This window comes from Pseudoxanthomonas jiangsuensis (genome assembly GCF_010093185.1).
In the GTDB taxonomy this organism is placed as follows: Bacteria; Pseudomonadota; Gammaproteobacteria; order Xanthomonadales; family Xanthomonadaceae; genus Pseudoxanthomonas; species Pseudoxanthomonas jiangsuensis.
Genome location: NZ_PDWL01000009.1, coordinates 1 through 17,247 on the forward strand (window position 1 = coordinate 1; position 17,247 = coordinate 17,247).

Sequence of the window (17,247 nt, forward strand, 5' to 3'; positions counted from 1 at the left end):
AATGAAGAAAGCGGGCAGCGAGATGGCAGCCCGGCCCGGGGGACGGGAGATGTGTAAAAGAGCCAGGGCGCCGCGCCCGCGGAGGCGTTCCCGCCATCCACCGAGGCCCCGGCCGTGGCGGGGGCCGCGTCCGGATCCAGCGGCAGCTGCGGTTCCAGTTCGCCGATGTCCTTCAGCTCGGACAATGGCGGCAGCTCGTCCAGGCGCTTGAGCCCGAAGTAGTCGAGGAAGCCGCGGGTGGTGCCGTACAGCGCCGGCCGCCCGGGCACGTCGCGGTGGCCGACCACGCGGATCCACTCGCGCTCTTCCAGCGCCTGGATGATGTTGCTGCTCACCGCCACGCCGCGGACCTGCTCGATCTCGCCGCGGGTGATCGGCTGGCGGTAGGCGATCAGCGCCAGGGTCTCCAGGGTGGCGCGGGTGTACTTGGTTTTGCGCTCGGTCCACAGCCGCGCCACCCAGGGGTGGACGTCGGCCTTGACCTGGTAGCGGAAGCCGGAGGCGACCTCGACCAGCTCCACGCCGCGCTCGGCGCAGGCCTCGCGCAGTTGTTCCAGCGCCGCCTCGATGCTGCCGGGCGGGGCCGGCTCGTCCTCGGGGAACAGCCCGTGCAGCTGCGCCAGCGGCAGCGGCTGGTTGGCCGCCAGCAGGGCGGCCTCGACGATCCGGTTGATCAGCGCCTGGTCCATGGATCCCGCAGGGTCTGGGTGGAAGGGAAGGAAGCGGGGTTCATCCCGCGGCCGGCTCGTTGGCGGCGTCGCCGTCGTCGAACTCGCTGTGGAACTGCAAGGGCTCGTTGGTGTTGCCGATCGCCAGCGACTTGACGTAGATCGGCGCCAGCGGCGCTTCCTGGACGATGTCCAGCAGTTGTTCCTTGGCCAGTTCCAGCAGCGAGAGGAAGGTGACCAGCACGCCGAGCCGGCCTTCCTCGGCGCTGAACAGCGACTCGAAGCGATGGAAGCGGCCGTCGTCCAGCCGCGACAGCACCTCGCCCATGCGCTGGCGCACGCTCAGCGCCTCGCGGCGGATGTGATGGCCGCTGAACAGCTCGGCGCGCTTGAGCACGTCGTGCAGGGCCAGCAGCATCTCGCGCAGGTCCACCGGCGGCGGCAGGCGCACGGCCTGGCGGTCGGGGACGTGGGCCTGCACCGGGGTGGTGTCGCGGTCCTGGCGGGGCAGGGCGTCGATGTCCTCGGCGGCCTGCTTGAAGCGCTCGTACTCCTGCAGCCGGCGGACCAGCTCGGCGCGCGGGTCGGCCTCGTCGCCGTCCTCGCTGACCGGCCGCGGCAGCAGCATCCGCGACTTGATCTCGGCCAGGATCGCGGCCATCACCAAGTATTCGGCGGCCAGCTCGAACCGCAGGTCCTGCATCACGTTGATGTAGTCCACGTACTGCCGGGTGATCTCTGCCACGGGGATGTCGAGGATGTCCAGGTTCTGCCGGCGGATCAGGTACAGCAGAAGGTCCAGCGGGCCCTCGAAGGCGTCGAGGATGACCTCCAGCGCGTCCGGCGGGATGTACAGGTCCTGCGGGATCTGCAGCACCGGCTGCCCGTGCACCACCGCCAGCGGCATCTCCTGCTGCTGCGGGTGCGGGTTCGCCTGCGTTGTCGGAGTCGCGTCTTGCGCGGGTTCGGAACTCATCTGCTCGAAAGCCATGCCCGGAACGGAAGGCACCGGAGCGCGCCGTGGACGGACGCGGAGGCGGTGGCCACCTGCGGTTGGCGGACGTCGCCGGAAGGCCGGGACGGGCGCCGCGGATGCACATCAATACAGGCCCGGCACCGCAAGGGGCGGTGGCCGACAGCCGGGGAGGTCGTCTGCGTGCGGCGTCTCGCGGGGCAGCGGATCGGTCGTCGGGTTGGCCGGGTGTCGTGCGCCGGAGCGGTGCGCGGGGTCCCCTGGGGCTTGGCGGGCCTCGGGCCTGGGCCGACGAGCCGCTGGTTCACGGCCGCATGTGGTGCCAAGGGTAAGCGCTGGCCCGCGGACTGTCCAGCGGACCCGATGGCGCGGCACCGGCCTACAATGGCGCGGCCGGCGAAGGGGAGCGACAGACGCATGTGGTACGTGATCGAGGGCTACGACGGCCACGCGGTGCTGGAGCGGCGCCTGCAGGCGCGGGCGGAACACCTGGCGCGGCTGGTCGCGCTGCGCGACGCTGGCCGCCTCCTGCTGGCCGGGCCCTGCCCGGCGGTGGACGCCGAGGATCCGGGTGCGGCGGGCTTCAGCGGCAGCGTGGTGGTTGCGGAGTTCGATTCGCTGGAGCAGGCGCAGGCCTGGGCCGAAGCCGATCCCTACGTCGCTGCCGGGGTCTACGAGCGGATCCAGGTGCGGCCGTTCCGCAAGGTCCTGCCCTGAGCTGCGGTGTTGCGTCGCAGCACCCCAATATCCTTATATCCAATTGATATGTATGAGGATTTCCCGCTGACGAACGGGTCTGGCAGAGCGGCCTGAAAACGTTTACAGTGCCGCCCGTCGATGCCAGCAGGAGGGCGACATGGGTCGCCAGGCGGTCACCATCCGCGATGTCGCCCGCGAGGCCAAGGTCTCGGTGGCCACCGTCTCGCGCGCCCTCAACGGCCACAGCAACGTGGCCGAACCGGTCCGCCGCCAGGTGCTCGAGGTCGCCCAGCGCCTGCGCTACAGCCCGCACGGCGCCGCCCGCAGCCTCAGCAGCCGCAGCACCCAGACCATCGGCGTGGTCCTGCCGGACCTGCACGGCGAATTCTTCTCCGAACTGATCCGCGGCATCGACGCGGTCGCCCGTGCCCGCGGCCGCCACCTGCTGCTGTCCAGTTACCACGGCGACCGCGACGAGCAGGGCGCTGCCCTGCGGGCGATGCGCGGCCGCGTGGACGGCCTGCTGGTGATGTCGCCCTACGCCGACCAGCCCGGCTTCCTGGCTGAGAACCTGCCGCAGCCGTTGCCGGCGGTGCTGATCAACACCCATCCGGCCGAGGCCGCCTGGCCGGCGTTCGAGATCGACAACCACGCCGGGGCCAGGGCGATGGTGGAGCACCTGCTGGAGCAGGGCCACCGCCGGATCGCCTTCATCGGCGGACCAGAGCGCAACTACGACGCGCGCGAGCGCCTGCGCGGCTTCCGCGATGCGATCGCCGCCCAGGCAGACGCCCATGGCATCGAGTACCCGGGCGACTTCGATGAAGCCTCCGGGCATCGCGCCGGCGGCGCGATCGTGCAGGAGGCGCAACGTCCGGACGCGGTGTTCGCGGCCAACGACATGATGGCCCTGGGCTGCCTGTACGCGTTCGCGCAGGCCGGCGTGCGGGTGCCGGAGGACATCGCGCTGGCGGGCTTCGACGACATCCCGCTGGCGCGTTTCGTTCACCCCTCATTGACGACGATGCGGGTGAGTATCGCCGGACTCGGCGGACGCGCGATGACGCGCCTGCTGGCGCAGATCGAGGCCGACGCGGCCTCCGGCGAAGGCGAAGGCGACGAACCGGCAGGCCCGGACCGGCACGTGCTCGCACCCGAGCTGGTGGTGCGCGCGTCCACGGCCGCCGCGGCGACGGAAACGCATGAGCAGGCGCGGCGCAGTCCGCGAACGAAACGCCGGAAAGAATGATCCGAACCGCAGTATTCCTGGGAGGGAGAAAGCAATGAATCAGCAATTCCGCAACAGGCCTGTCCGCACCATCCTCAGCATCGCCCTGGCCGGCTGCCTGGCCCTGGGCGCGGCGCCCGCCTTCGCCCAGAGCACCGGCGCGACCATCCGCGGCCAGGTGATGGCCGATTCCGCGCCGGCCGGCGAGGCCACGGTCACCGTCACCAATACCGCCACCGGCCTGAGCCGGACCGTGCGTTCCTCCGCCAGCGGCGGCTATGCGGTGGCCGGCCTGCCGCCGGGCACCTACCGGATCCAGGTCGAGGCCAACGGCCAGACCAGCAGCCGCGACCTCACCGTCCAGGTCGGCCAGACCGCGACGGTCAACCTGGGCGTGGGCGGCGTGGCCGAGACCGCCCAGGCTGGCGACGCGACCACGATGGAGGCGGTGCAGGTGGTCGGCACCGCGGTGGAGACCCGCACCTCGGAGGTCGCCACCTACATCACCAACAAGCAGATCGAGGCCCTGCCGCAGGGCACGCGCAACTTCCTGGCGTTCGCCGACACGGTGCCGGGCATGCAGTTCCAGCAGGACGCGGCCGGCAACACCAAGCTGCGTTCCGGCGCGCAGACCTCCAGCGGGATCAACGTCTACATCGACGGCGTCGGCCAGAAGGGCTACACCCTGCCCGGCGGCGTGGGCGGCCAGGACTCCACCCGCGGCAACCCGTTCCCGCAGTCGGCGATCGGCGAGTACAAGGTCATCACCTCCAACTACAAGGCCGAGTTCGACCAGATCAGCAGCGCCGCGGTGGTGGCGGCCACCCGCTCGGGCAGCAACGAGTTCGAAGGCAGCTTCTTCTGGGACCGCACCTCGACCGACTGGCGCACCGCCACCCCGGCCGAGAAGAAGGCCGGCGGCGACAAGATCGCGTCCAAGGAAGAGCAGTACGGCGTGTCATTCGGCGGCCCGATCATCCAGGACCGGCTGAACTTCTTCGTCGCCTACGAGGCCAAGGACTACAGCACGCCCAAGACGGTCACCCTCGGCGCGCAGGGCCGCTACGATCCGGCGGAGGTGCCGCAGGAACTGCGCGACCAGATCGGTCCGGCCGCCTCGCCCTTCGCCCAGGACATGTACTTCGGCAAGCTGACCTGGACGCCGGACGACCGCAACCTGATCGAGTTCTCGGCCCAGGTGCGCGAGGAGGACGAGCGCATCGGCGTCGGCGACCAGAACACCGCCGAACGGGCCACGGTCAACCACAACGAGGTCAACCGCTACGACCTGCGCTGGCAGTACAGCGGCGACCGCTGGCTCAACGACGCCCACCTCACCTTCGAGGACCTGTCCTGGGCGCCGCAGCCGACCTTCGACGGCAACGGCTACATCCTCAACGTCTCCGAGCCGACCGCCAGCGACCGCCTCAACATCGGCACCATCCTCAACAGCGGCGCCAGCCCCAACAACCAGGAAAGGGCCAGGAAGGCTGGTCGATCCAGGACGACCTGACCTTCAGCGGCTGGGAAGGGCACACGGTCAAGATGGGCGTGAAGTACAAGGACGTCGAGGTCCGCGCGGTGGAGCGCAACTACTCCAACCCGCAGTTCTACTACGACCTGGCCACGGGCGCCTCGCAGCCCTACCGGGTCGAGTTCGCCGCCGGCGACCCCGGCACCCCCGGCGGCTTTACCACCTCGGCCAACAAGCAGTTCGGCATCTACATCCAGGACGACTGGGAGGTCAACGAGCACCTGACGGTCAACTACGGCGTGCGCTGGGACTACGAGACCACGCCCAACTACGAGGACTTCGTGACCCCGGCGGCGCTGGCCCAGAGCATCCGCGACTATCCCAACTTCCAGAACGCGGACTGGGACCCGGAGGACTACATCTCCAACGGCAACAACCGCGACGCGTTCAAGGGCGCCTGGCAGCCGCGCCTGGGCTTCTCCTACGACATCGACGCCGACCAGCGGCACGTGGTCTTCGGCGGCGCCGGCCGCGCCTACGACCGCAACCTGTTCGACTACCTGCAGCTGGAGACCAACCGCACCTCCTTCGGTCGCTACAACTTCTACTTCGTCGATGCCGACGGCGTGTGCCGGCGGCCGGGCGGGGACTGCGAGGTCTGGGACCCGGCCTACCTGCAGCCCGGCGCGCTCGACGAACTGGCCGCCACGGTCGACCTGCCGCGCGAATGGTGGCTCAACAACAACGACCTGAAGGTGCCGTACTCCGACCAGTTCAGCCTCGGCATGCGCAACGCCTTCGACCTGGGCGAGCAGACCTGGTACAGCGAGGTGACCCTGTCCTACATCCGTAGCCACGACGGCATCACCGCGCGGCTGGGCAACCGCCGGCCGGACGGCACCTTCCTGCCGGCGGGCCATACCTGGGGCACGCCGTGGGGCTTCGATCCGCCGTTCGGACGCGTGATCCTGCTCGACAACATGTACGAGACCAAGACCAAGTCGGTCCTGGTCAAGTTCGACAAGCCGTTCAGCGCGGCCTCGCGCTGGGGCGCGACGGTGGCCTACACCTATACCCGCGGCCGCCAGAACACCAACGCCGACGGCTGGGTCGACATGTTCGAGTACCCCACCGCCAGCTACTACGGCTGGCTGCCGTCGCGCGGCGTGCCCGAGCACCGGCTGGTGACCACCGGCATCTGGGACGCGGGCTGGGGCGTCACCCTGTCCGGCAAGCTGGTGCTGGAATCCACCAAGTACCGCAACGCCACCAACTGCCTGCCGGGCTGGGACGACTGCCTCATCGATCCCTACAAGCCGGACGGCAGCCTGGGCTACAAGCGCTTCGACCTGGCGGCGAGCAAGGAGTGGGATACCGGCTCGGACATCCGGCTCAGGATCCGCGCCGACCTGCTCAACGTGTTCGACTGGACCAACTGGGACGGCTACGACGACTGGTACGGCGGCCCGGGCGAGCCCAACGCCAATTTCGGTACCCACCAGGACGGCATCGTGGGCGGGACGCGTACCTTTAAACTGTCGTTCGGCATCGACTGGTGAGGTGCATGGCGGCCGTCCTGGCTTCCTCTCCCGCCAGGGCGGTCGCCGTGCTTCGCCTCCGCCCGCGACAACGGGACGGAGGCGGGCGAGGGCATCCAGGTGCGACAACAGGGGGCGTGTGGTGAAGCGGCGGCATTGGCGGATCAGAGCGGTGATGGCGATGGCGACGGGGCTGCTGGCGGCATGCGGGCGCGCGCCCGAGCCCGCGCCGCAGCCACCCGCACCCAAGCCCGACGTGATCCTGATCGAGCCGGTCTTGCCCGAGCGCCCGCCGCGGCCTGAACTGCCGCCGCTGTTCCGCGACATCGAGAAGCGCACCTTCCAGTTCTTCTGGGACACCACCAACGAGCAGAACGGGCTGACCCCGGACCGCTACCCGTCGCGGCCGTTCGCCAGCATCGCCTCGATCGGCTATGCGCTGACCGCCTATCCGATCGGAATCGAGAACGGCTGGGTCAGCCGCACCCAGGCGGTGGACCGGACCCTGACCACGCTGCGCTTCCTGCGCGACATCCCGCAGGGGCCGCAAAGGACCGGCAAGGGCGCCTACAAGGGCTTCTACTACCACTTCCTGGACATGCAGCAGGGCCAGCGCTACGACAGCTGGGTAGAACTGTCGAGCGTGGACACCGCCCTGCTGATGATGGGCGTGCTGTTCGCCCAGGCCTACTATGACGGCGACGACGACCGCGAGAAGGAGATCCGGCGCCTGGCCGACCAGCTCTACCGCAAGGTCGAGTGGACCTGGCTGCAGCAGCGCGAGCCGCTGGTGTCGATGGGCTGGTTCCCGGAGAGCGGCTTCATCGTCCACGACTGGATGGGCTACAACGAGGCCATGCTGCTGTACGTGCTGGCGCTGGGTTCGCCGACCCACCCGGTCAGCCCGGACGCGTGGACGGTGTGGACGCGCACCTACAACAACGACTGGGGCGTGTACTACGGGCAGGAGTACCTGAGCTTCGGCCCGCTGTTCGGGCACCAGTACAGCCACGTCTGGATCGACTTCCGCGACATCCAGGACCAGTACATGCGCGAGCGCGGGATCGACTACTTCCTCAACAGCCGCCGCGCCGCGCTGGCCCAGCGCGAGTACGCCATCGCCAACCCGATGAAGTGGAAGGACTACGGCGAGAACGTGTGGGGCCTGACCGCCGGCGACGGCCCGCAGAACACCCGCCAGATCTACCGCGGCGAGGAGCGCGAGTTCCGCCACTACTCCTCGCGCGGGGCCGGCCTGCGCGAGAACTTCGACGACGGCACCCTGGCCCCGACCGCGGCGATCGCCTCGATCGTGTTCGCACCGGAGGTGGTGATCCCGGCCACGGAGGAGATGCACAAGCGCTACGGCGACTACCTGTATTCCAGCTACGGCTTCCTGGATTCGTTCAACCCCAGCTTCGACTACGACATCCCGCTCAAGACCGGGCGCCTGGTGCCGGGCAAGGGCTGGGTGGCCAGCGACTACATCGGCATCGACCAGGGCCCGATCCTGGCGATGATCGCCAACTACCGCAACGAGTTCGTGTGGTCGGTGATGAAGAAGAGCCCGTACATCCGCACCGGCCTGGAGCGCGCCGGCTTCCGCGGCGGCTGGCTCACCCCCGAGGACGAACCGGCCGAGCCGATGCAGGCCGACAGCCAGGCCGCGGCGGCGCGCGCGCTGGGCATGGCCGAGTCGCGCGCGGCCGCGGCCGAGGCCCAGCGCCAGCAACAGCAGCGCCAGGACCAGACGCCCTCGGCCAACCGCGCCCAGCCGCCGCAGCAGTGAGCGGCCCGCGGCTCCCGTTCCTGGCGGCGGCGCGTGTGTGGGTGGCCGTGCTCGCCCTGCTGGCGCTGTCTGGCTGCGGCCGCGAGCCCGCGTCCGAGCCGCTGCGCTTCTGGGCGATGGGCCGCGAGGCCGAGGTGGTGGCCGAGCTGATCCCGGAGTTCGAGCGCGAGAGCGGGATCGAGGTGGACATCCAGCAGATCCCCTGGACCGCCGCGCACGAGAAGCTGCTGACCGCGTTCGCCGCCGACGCCCTGCCGGACGTGTGCCAGCTGGGCAACACCTGGATCCCCGAGTTCGCCGCGCTGGACACCTTGGAGCCGCTGCAGGGCCGGGTCGACGCTTCGACCGTCATCGAGCAGGACGACTACTTCCCCGGCATCTGGGACACCGCCGTGATCGACGGCGAACTGGTCGGCGTGCCCTGGTACGTGGACACCCGCCTGCTGTACTACCGCAAGGACCTGCTGCGCCAGGCCGGGGTCGAGCGCGCGCCGCGGACCTGGGCGGAGTGGGAACAGGCGATGGCCGCGATCAAGCGCCAGGCCGGCCCGGGCCGCTACGCGATCCTGATGCCGCTCAACGAGTTCGAGCAGCAGCTGTCCTTCGCCCTGCAGCAGGACGATCCCCTGCTGCGCGACCACGACGGCCGCGGCAATTTCCAGAGCCCGGGCTTCCGCCGCGCGGTCGGCTTCTACGCCAACATGTTCGAGCAGGGCTGGGCGCCGAAGATGTCCGAAACCCAGATCTCCAACGTCTGGGACGAGTTCTTCAACGGCTTCTACGCCTTCTACCTGTCCGGCCCCTGGAACATCCGCGAGTTCCGCAGGCGCCAGCCGCCGGCGCTGGAAGGGCAGTGGGGCACGATGCCGCTGCCCGGCCCGGACGGACCCGGCGCCGGGATCGCAGGAGGCACCAGCCTGGTCCTGTTCCGCAGCTCGCCGCGCAAGGACCGCGCCTGGAAGCTGGTCGAATTCCTCTCGCGCCCCGACATCCAGCAGCGCTTCCACGCCATGATCGGCGACCTGCCGCCGCGGCGCAGCGCCTGGGAGCATCCCTCGTTGGCCGGCGACGAACTGGCCCGCGCCTTCCGCGACCAGCTGGAGCGGGTGAAGCCGGCGCCGAAGGTGCTGGAATGGGAGCGGATCGTGCAGGAAATGCGGATCGCCACCGAGCGCGTGGTCCGCGGCGGCCAGCCGCAGGACCAGGCCCTGGCCGAACTGGACGCGCGGGTCGATGCGATCCTGGCCAAGCGCCGCTGGATGCAGGCGCGCGACGCCGACGCGGTGGCGGCGAAGGAAGCGGAGACCGCGGGGGCCGCGCCATGAAGCGTTCGCTCGCCGGCTGGCTGTTCGCCGGGCCCGCCCTGCTGGTGATCGGCCTGTTCTTCGGCCTGCCGGTGCTGTCGGCGCTGGCCCTGAGCCTGACCGACTTCGACCTGTACGCGCTGGCCGACATGCGCAACCTGCGCTTCGTAGCCCTGGACAACTACCTGGACCTGTTGCGCACGCCGATGTTCTGGAAGTCGCTGTGGAACACCAGCTACTTCGTGCTCGTCGGCGTGCCTTTGTCGGTGGCGGTGTCGCTGGGCGCGGCCCTTTTGCTGCACGCGCCGGTGGCGCGGTTCAAGGCCCTGTTCCGGACCGCGCTGTTCGCCCCGGTGGTGACCACCCTGGTGGCGGTGGCGGTGATCTGGCGCTATCTGTTCCACACCAGCTACGGCCTGGTGAACTGGGCGCTGGGGCATGTGGGGATCGCGCCGGTGGACTGGCTGGGCGACCCGCGCTGGGCGATGCCGACCATCATCCTGTTCGCGGTGTGGAAGAACTTCGGCTACAACATGGTGATCTTCCTGGCGGGCCTGCAGGCGATCCCGCAGGACCTGTACGAGGCCGCGCGGATCGACGGCGCCTCGCGCTGGCAGCAGCTGATCCACATCACCCTGCCGCAGCTGGGACCGGTGCTGCTGGTGGTCGGGGTGATCACCGTGTCCGGCTACTTCCAGCTGTTCGCCGAGCCCTACGTGATGACCCGCGGCGATCCGTTGCAGAGCACGGTCAGCGTGCTGTACTTCATGTTCGAGGAAGGCTTCAAGTGGTGGAACCTGGGCCGGGCCTCGGCGGTGGCGTTCCTGCTGTTCCTGATCATCCTCGGCGCGACCACGGTGATGCTGCGGATCGGCCGCCGCAAGGAGCTGGTATGAACGCCGGCACGGGCACGGAGGCGAGGCGATGAGCCGCGAGGTCGGGCAGACGCGCTGGCACGCCTGGCTGGTCAACGGCACGCTGCTGGCGCTGGCCGCGGTCAGCCTGGCGCCGCTGCTGTGGATGGTGTCGGTGTCCTTCATGCCGGCCGGCGCGGCCAGCCGCTTCCCGCCGCCGTTGCTGCCCTCGGGCGCGACCCTGGCCAACTACGGCGAGCTGTTCGGCCGCACCGGCATGGGCCGCAACTTCGCCAACAGCCTGCTGGTGTCCGGGGCGATCACGCTGGGCTCGCTGCTGGTCAACACCCTGGCCGGCTACGCCTTCGCCAAGCTGCGCTTCGCCGGGCGCGAGCGGGTGTTCCAGCTGCTGCTGGCGGCGTTGGTGATCCCGGCGCAGGTGGCGATGCTGCCGCTGTTCCTGCTGATGAAGCAGATCGGCCTGGTCAACAGCTACGGCGGGGTGGTGGTGCCGGCGCTGGCGTCGGTGTTCGGCATCTTCCTGGTGCGCCAGTACGCGCGCTCGATCCCGGACGAACTGCTGGAGGCGGCGCGGATCGATGGGGCGGGGGAGTGGCGGATCTTCTTCTCGATCGTTTTGCCGATGCTCAAGCCGGTGCTGGTGACCCTGGCGATCTTCACCTTCATGGCGGCCTGGAACGACTTCATGTGGCCGCTGATCGTGCTGACCGACCAGGAGCACTACACCCTGCCGGTGGCGTTGGCCTCGCTCTCGCGCGAGCACATCCAGGACGTGGAGATGATGATGGCCGGGGCGGTGGTGACGGTGATCCCGGTGCTGGCGCTGTTCCTGATGCTGCAGCGCTACTACATCCAGGGTTTGTTGCTGGGCAGCGTCAAGGGGTGAGGTGGTGATGATGCGTTCGTGGTGGGTGGGCAGGGCAGGAGCGGAAGCCAAAGCGTCGGCGTGCATGCGTGGCTCGAGGGTCGATGCGATGCCCCGGGCCGGGACACGCCGTGAATCCATCCCTGGAGGCTCGGATGCGCCATCCATGGCGCATACGGTCCCGGCCCGGGGCATCGCATCGACCCTCAATGAATGGTGGCGACCGGAGGGGAGGGGCAAAGGCGTCGCGAGCCCGATGCTCTTCTTTGCCTCTTCGTTGGCCCGCACCGTCGAAGCAACGACGGATGTCACGAGCCATGCCCCAAGCCATGCACGCGCCTTTGCTCTTGCTTTGACTTGCGCAATGGTCCAGCCAGCATTGGCCATCGCCCAACCCCGCGTCCTGGATGACTTCGAAGACGCCTCCCCCTGGCGCGTGGTCGTCTCCAACCAGGTCAGCGGCACGATCCGGAAGGTCGAGGGCGCGCAGGGCGCGGCGCTGTGCCTGGACTACGACTTCAACGGCGTCTCCGGATACGCCGGCATCCAGCGCGACCTGCCGCTGGAATACCCGGAGAACTACCGCTTCGGCTTCCGCCTGCGCGGCGACTCGCCGGCCAACGATCTGCAGTTCAAGCTGGTCGACGCCAGCGGCGACAACGTCTGGTGGGTCAACCGGCCGAGGTACGACTTCCCGCGGGAATGGGGCGAGGTTCGCTATCGCGCCCGGCACATCTCCAAGGCCTGGGGCCCGGATCCGGACAAGACCCTGCGCCGCAGCGCCAGGCTCGAGTTCACCGTCTACAACAACGCCGGCGGCCGCGGCAGCGTCTGCTTCGACACGTTGACCTTCGAACCGCTGCCGCCCGATCCGGCCACGCCGCCGGCGGCCGTCGCCGCCGAGGCCAGTGCCTCGCCGGCCACCGCCGTCCATGCGATCGACGGCGATCGCGGCAGCGCATGGAAGGCCAGCGGACGCCAGCGCCTGCTGCTGGACCTGGGCCAGGTGCGCGAGTTCGGCGGCCTGGTCCTGCGCTGGACGGACGCCCGCCAGCGCCCCGCGCGCTATTCCATCGTGCTGGAGGACGCATCCGGAAACTGGCAGGAGGTGCGCAAGGTCGAGCACGGCGGCGGCGACACCGACTGGATCGCCCTGCCCGAGGCGGAGAGCCGACGCATCGCCCTGGCGTTCGACGGCGGCCGCTATGCGCTGGCCGAGGCCACGGTGCAGCCGCTGGCGTTCTCCGCGCACCCGAACGACTTCATCGAGGCCGTGGCTGCGGACCTGCCGCGCGGCTGGCTGCCGCGCGGATTCAGCGGGCAGCAGCCGTACTGGACCATCGTCGGCATCGATGGCGGCCTGGAACAGGGGCTGGTCGGCGAGGACGGCGCGGTCGAGGTCGGGCGCGGCGGCTTCAGCATCGAACCGTTCGTGCTGGCCGATGGCCGCCTGTACAGCTGGGCGGACGTGCAGCCGCGGCAGTCGCTGCCCGAAGAAGGCCTGCCGATGCCGCAGGTGACCTGGACGCGCAAGGAAGGCGCGGGACAGGCCGACGTTCCGCTGCAGCTCCAGGCCTTCGCCCAGGGCACGGCGCAGGACTCGCAGCTGGTGGCGCGCTACCGGCTGCACAACCCGCACGACGGCCCGCGCGACTACACCCTGGCGCTGGCGATCCGGCCTTTGCAGGTCAACCCGCCCAGCCAGTTCCTCAACACCGTCGGCGGCGTCAGCAGGATCGGGTCGCTGGCGATCGCCGATCGCACGGTGAGCGTGGACGGCAAGCCGCGCGTGTTCGCCACGGACGCGCCGGATGCCGCCTTCGCCACCGCGTTCGATGCCGGCCTGGAGGTGATGCGCCTGGCCTCGGGCGACATCCCGGCGCAGGCGGCGGTGGAGGATCCCACCGGCCTGGCCTCGGGCATGCTGCTCTACCGCTGGCGGCTGGGGCCGGGCGAGAGCCGTGAGGTGGCGCTGGTCGTGCCTTTGAGCGGTGCGCAGGCGATGCCGGCCGGCTTCGATGCCGGCCTCGCCCAGGCCGCCGCCGAGGCGATGTGGCGCGACAAGCTCGGCCAGGTGCGGCTGCGGCTGCCGCCGCAGGGCCGCGCGTTCGCCGACACCGTGCGCACCGCGTTGGGCCACATGCTGGTCTCGCGGGTGGGCCCGAGCCTGCAGCCGGGCACGCGCTCCTATTCGCGCAGCTGGATCCGCGACGGGGCGATGATCTCCGAGGGCCTGTTGCGCCTAGGCCGGCCGGAAGTGGTGCGCGAGTACCTGGAGTGGTACGCGCCCTACCAGTTCGAGAACGGCAAGGTGCCGTGCTGCGTGGACGCGCGCGGCAGCGATCCGGTGCCGGAGAACGACAGCCACGGCGAACTGGTGTTCAACATCGCCGAGTACTGGCGCTACACCGGCGACCGCGCGTTCCTGGAGCGGATGTGGCCGCACGTGCGCGGCGCGTTCGACTACATGGAGCAGCTGCGCGCCAGCGAGCGCACTGCGGCCAACCGCAGGCTCGATCCGGCCTTCTACGGGATGATGCCGGTATCGATCAGCCACGAAGGCTATTCGGCCAAGCCGATGCACTCGTACTGGGACAACTTCTGGGCCCTGCGCGGCTACAAGGACGCGGTGGAGATCGCCGAAGCGCTGGGCAAGGCCGCGGACGCACGACGGATGGCGAAGGCGCGCGACCAGTTCCGTGCCGACCTGGGCGCCTCGTTGCGTGCGGCCACCAGTCGCCATGGCATCGACTACCTGCCGGGCGCGGCCGAGCTGGGCGACTTCGACCCGACCTCGACCACCATCGCCCTGGCGCCCGGCGGCGAGCAGGACTGGCTGCCGCGCGACCTGCTGGAGAACACCTTCGAGCGCTACTGGCGCGAGTTCGTGCAGCGCCGCGATGGAACCCGCGAGTGGAAGGACTACACCCCGTACGAATGGCGCAACGTGGCCGCGTTCGTGCGCCTGGGCTGGCGCGAGCGCGCCTGGGAGGCGACGGAGTATTTCTTCGACGACCGCGCGCCGCAGCCCTGGAACCAGTGGGCCGAGGTGGTCTCGCGCACCCCGCGCACGCCGTTCTTCGTCGGCGACCTGCCGCACGCCTGGGTGGCCTCCGACTTCCTGCGCTCGGCGCTGGACATGTTCGCCTACCGCCGCGAGCGCGACGACAGCCTGGTGCTGGCCGCCGGCGTGCCTTTGGACTGGCTGGGCGGCGAGGGCATCGCGGTCGAAGGCCTGCACACCCCGCACGGGCGGCTGGGCTACGCGCTGCACCGTACCGGCGGCGAACTGCGGCTGGACGTCGCCGCCGACGCCGGCCTGCCGCCGGGCGGGCTGGTACTGCCGTGGCCGTATCCGGGCATGCCGGGCGCGACCACGATCGATGGCAACGCCGCCGCCTGGAAGGATGGGGAGTTGCGGATCAGTCGGCCGGGCGCGCGGGTCGTCATCGCCGTGCCCTAGAACGCCTGTTGTAGGAGCCGGCCTTGCCGGCGACCGTGGAGACGGACGCATCGATGGCGCCCGGTTTCACGCAGACGCTCCCGCCATGGCGGTCGCCGGCAAGACCGGCTCCTACACGGCGCCAGGCCTCAGCGCCAGATCCGGACCTGTTCGGCCTCGGCGCGCTGCATCGGCTGGCCGGCCTTGCAGCCGTACGCGGTGCCGAACGCCGGCAGGTTGGACAGCGGCACGTTGCTGCGCAGGAGGCCGGGGGCGTGGATGTCGGCGGTCAGGCGCTCGGTGGCGGCATTGGCCGCCAGCTGCTGGCCCCACAGCCGCGACCAGGCGCGGAAGAAGGACTGCTGGTCGGCCGGCTTGGCCCCGGGATTGGCCTTGGCGTACGCCTCCAGCGCCAGCTCCAGGCCGGCCAGGTCGGCCAGGCTCTCGTCCTTGACCAGGCTGCCGTTGACCTTGGCCCCGCGCAAGCCGGGGTAGTCGTAGGCGGCGAACTGGTTGGCCACGCGCTCGCCCAGCTGCAGCCAGGCGCTCTTGTCGGCCGGGGTCCACCAGCTGCGCAGTTCGCCGCGGGCGTCGACCAGCGCGCCCTTGGCGTCCACCGCGCGGGTGAGCTGGTTGCCGACCAGCGCGCCGTAGCCGCCGTACACCACGGCCGGGTCGGCGACGTCGAACACCGGCGGCTGCAGCACCGCGGCGGTGACGATGATCCGGTTCTGGGCGATGTCGTAGGCCAGCGCCGGCTGCTGCGGCAAAACGTCCCAGCGGCGGTCCGCATTGCCCTTGCCGATCCGCTTCATCTCCTCACGGTGGCGCCAGGTCGAGGCGATCAGGATGTTGCCGCCGAAGCTGCCGCGGCCCATCGGCTGCACGCTGTAGTCCAGGTCGCGGCGCGGGGTGCCGATCTCGATCTTGACCGCGTCCAGCTTGGCCTTGGCCTCGGCCTTGGCTTCGGCGCTGAGCCAGGTGTTGCGCTCGACCGCGGCGATCTGGGCCTCGCGGATCTCGTCCACCACCACGCCGGCGCGGCGGCGCTCCTCGGAGGTCAGGTAGCGGGCGGCGTACTCGCGGCCGAGCATCGGGCCGGCGGCGGTGTTGATCGCCTCCAGCACCTGCTGCCAGCGCGGCGCCGGCGCGGCCTGGCCGGCCAGGACCTGGCCGCGGAAGCCGAAGCTGGCGTCGCGGAAGCTCTTGGACAGATACGGCGCCATCGCGTCGCCCACCCGCCAGCGCAGGTAGGCCTTCCACTGCTCGGGCTTGACCCGGTTGACCATCGCGTCCAGTTCGGCGAACAGGGTCGGGTCGGGCAGGGACACCAGGTCGTCCTTCACTCCCTGCGCCTCGAGGAACTTGTCCAGCTGCAGGTTGCGGTAGCTCTTGGTGACGTTGGCCACCGGCACCGGGACGTAGGTGCGGAAGGGATTGTTGAGGTCGGCCACCGACTGCGACTTGCGGGCGATGGCGGTCTCGATCTCGATCACCGCGCCGGCGTCGGCGTCCAGCCGCGCCTGCGGAGTGCCGGTCAGGGCCAGGACCTGCCTGACGTAGTTACGGTAGCGGCCCATCAGCGCCTGGGTGTCGGCGTCATTTCGGGTGTAGAAGGCCGGGTCGGGCAGGCCCATGCCGCCCTGCATGAAGTAGCCGATGTGGCGGTCCAGCGCCTTCAGGTCCACGTCCGGGGCGAAGTTGAACGCCACCGGGATGCCGACCTGGTGCAGGGCGGCGATCGCGGCCGGCACGTCCTTGGCGCGCTTGATCGCGTCGATCCGGGTCAGCAGGGGCGCGATCGGCTTGCTGCCGTCGGCCTCGACCGCGGCTTCGTCCAGGCCGCTGGCCCAGAAGTCGCCCAGGCGGGTCTGCACTTCGTTCTGGGGCGAGGCCATGGCCGCGTCGAGCAGCTCGCGCTGCTGGCGCTGGGCCAGCTCGGCCAGCTGGCCCAGGGCGCTGACGCTGCCGTCGACCGGCACCGGGTTGGCCTTGAGCCAGTCGGCGTTGGCCTGGGCGTAGAAGTCGGTGCACTGCGGGGTGACCGCGGGGGTGCGGCTGCTGGAGCGCTTGCGCTGGGCGTCGGCATCGGCGCTGGAGAGCGCGGCGAGCAGGCCGAGGCCGAGGGCGAGGACGAGCGGGCGGGGCGTAGGCGTCATCGGGGGAATGGGCGCGTCGGAAGGTCGCGGGAGTGTAGCAAGGCCGTTCCCGCGAGCCTGTATGCGGAGGCGCTTTTCCCGGCGAAATGTGAATGGATGCCGGTGAAGCAAGGCAAAGGCGCGGGGTCCCGGCGTGCGCCGTGACGACGGGAGGGAAACTCGGGCTATGCGGGCGGGAAAAAGCGAGGCCCGGACATGCCGGGCCTCGCGGGGTGCTGCAGCGCGGTGGCCGC

General features: G+C 70.2%; 10 protein-coding genes and 1 pseudogene. 8 read left to right on the forward strand and 3 right to left on the reverse strand.

Annotated features, from left to right (window positions below):
* Positions 1-689 (reverse strand): SMC-Scp complex subunit ScpB (scpB, locus tag CSC62_RS07200; RefSeq protein WP_246194269.1); only part of this gene is annotated, 689 nt, incomplete at its 3' end.
* 40 nt (positions 690-729) lie between these two features.
* Complete coding sequence (locus CSC62_RS07205; RefSeq protein ID WP_162405504.1) at positions 730-1,644, reverse strand: segregation and condensation protein A; 915 nt, start codon at positions 1,642-1,644, stop codon at positions 730-732.
* A 414-nt stretch (positions 1,645-2,058) separates the two neighbouring features.
* On the opposite strand from CSC62_RS07205, the gene CSC62_RS07210 reads away from it, so the two are divergent.
* The 8 genes and pseudogenes from CSC62_RS07210 to CSC62_RS07245 all read left to right on the forward strand — a co-directional run bounded on the left by CSC62_RS07210 (position 2,059) and on the right by CSC62_RS07245 (position 14,876).
* Positions 2,059-2,358 (forward strand): YciI family protein, encoded by a 300-nt coding sequence (locus CSC62_RS07210; RefSeq protein ID WP_162405505.1) that lies wholly within the window; start codon positions 2,059-2,061, stop codon positions 2,356-2,358.
* Positions 2,359-2,497: 139 nt separating this feature from the next.
* Positions 2,498-3,589, forward strand: coding sequence for a LacI family DNA-binding transcriptional regulator (locus CSC62_RS07215; protein WP_162405506.1), 1,092 nt, complete (start codon positions 2,498-2,500; stop codon positions 3,587-3,589).
* 34 nt (positions 3,590-3,623) lie between these two features.
* Positions 3,624-6,601 (forward strand): annotated as a pseudogene (locus CSC62_RS07220) (TonB-dependent receptor).
* A gap of 154 nt (positions 6,602-6,755) precedes the next feature.
* Complete coding sequence (locus CSC62_RS07225) at positions 6,756-8,369, forward strand: glucoamylase family protein (protein ID WP_162405507.1); 1,614 nt, start codon at positions 6,756-6,758, stop codon at positions 8,367-8,369.
* A gap of 20 nt (positions 8,370-8,389) precedes the next feature.
* On the forward strand, positions 8,390-9,694 hold the full coding sequence (locus tag CSC62_RS07230) for a sugar ABC transporter substrate-binding protein (protein ID WP_162405615.1): 1,305 nt from the start codon (positions 8,390-8,392) through the stop codon (positions 9,692-9,694).
* A complete protein-coding gene (locus CSC62_RS07235; RefSeq protein WP_162405508.1) occupies positions 9,691-10,569 on the forward strand; it encodes a carbohydrate ABC transporter permease in 879 nt (292 codons plus the stop codon). The genes CSC62_RS07230 and CSC62_RS07235 overlap by 4 nt, the downstream gene beginning before the upstream one ends.
* A gap of 28 nt (positions 10,570-10,597) precedes the next feature.
* Positions 10,598-11,434, forward strand: coding sequence for a carbohydrate ABC transporter permease (locus tag CSC62_RS07240; RefSeq protein WP_162405509.1), 837 nt, complete (start codon positions 10,598-10,600; stop codon positions 11,432-11,434).
* A gap of 343 nt (positions 11,435-11,777) precedes the next feature.
* A complete protein-coding gene (locus CSC62_RS07245; protein ID WP_162405510.1) occupies positions 11,778-14,876 on the forward strand; it encodes a galactose-binding domain-containing protein in 3,099 nt (1,032 codons plus the stop codon).
* 128 nt (positions 14,877-15,004) lie between these two features.
* Here CSC62_RS07245 and CSC62_RS07250 read toward each other — a convergent pair whose 3' ends face one another.
* A complete protein-coding gene (locus CSC62_RS07250; RefSeq protein WP_162405511.1) occupies positions 15,005-17,014 on the reverse strand; it encodes a M13 family metallopeptidase in 2,010 nt (669 codons plus the stop codon).
* Positions 17,015-17,247 lie beyond the last annotated feature (233 nt).

Coding starts and splice junctions, on each gene's coding strand:
- CSC62_RS07240 (WP_162405509.1), top strand. CDS start 10,598: ATGAGCCGCGAGGTCGGGCAGACGCGCTGGCACGCCTGGCTGGTCAAC.
- CSC62_RS07210 (WP_162405505.1), top strand. CDS start 2,059: ATGTGGTACGTGATCGAGGGCTACGACGGCCACGCGGTGCTGGAGCGG.
- CSC62_RS07205 (WP_162405504.1), bottom strand. CDS start 1,644: ATGAGTTCCGAACCCGCGCAAGACGCGACTCCGACAACGCAGGCGAAC.
- CSC62_RS07245 (WP_162405510.1), top strand. CDS start 11,778: ATGGTCCAGCCAGCATTGGCCATCGCCCAACCCCGCGTCCTGGATGAC.
- CSC62_RS07250 (WP_162405511.1), bottom strand. CDS start 17,014: ATGACGCCTACGCCCCGCCCGCTCGTCCTCGCCCTCGGCCTCGGCCTG.
- CSC62_RS07215 (WP_162405506.1), top strand. CDS start 2,498: ATGGGTCGCCAGGCGGTCACCATCCGCGATGTCGCCCGCGAGGCCAAG.
- CSC62_RS07225 (WP_162405507.1), top strand. CDS start 6,756: ATGGCGATGGCGACGGGGCTGCTGGCGGCATGCGGGCGCGCGCCCGAG.
- CSC62_RS07235 (WP_162405508.1), top strand. CDS start 9,691: ATGAAGCGTTCGCTCGCCGGCTGGCTGTTCGCCGGGCCCGCCCTGCTG.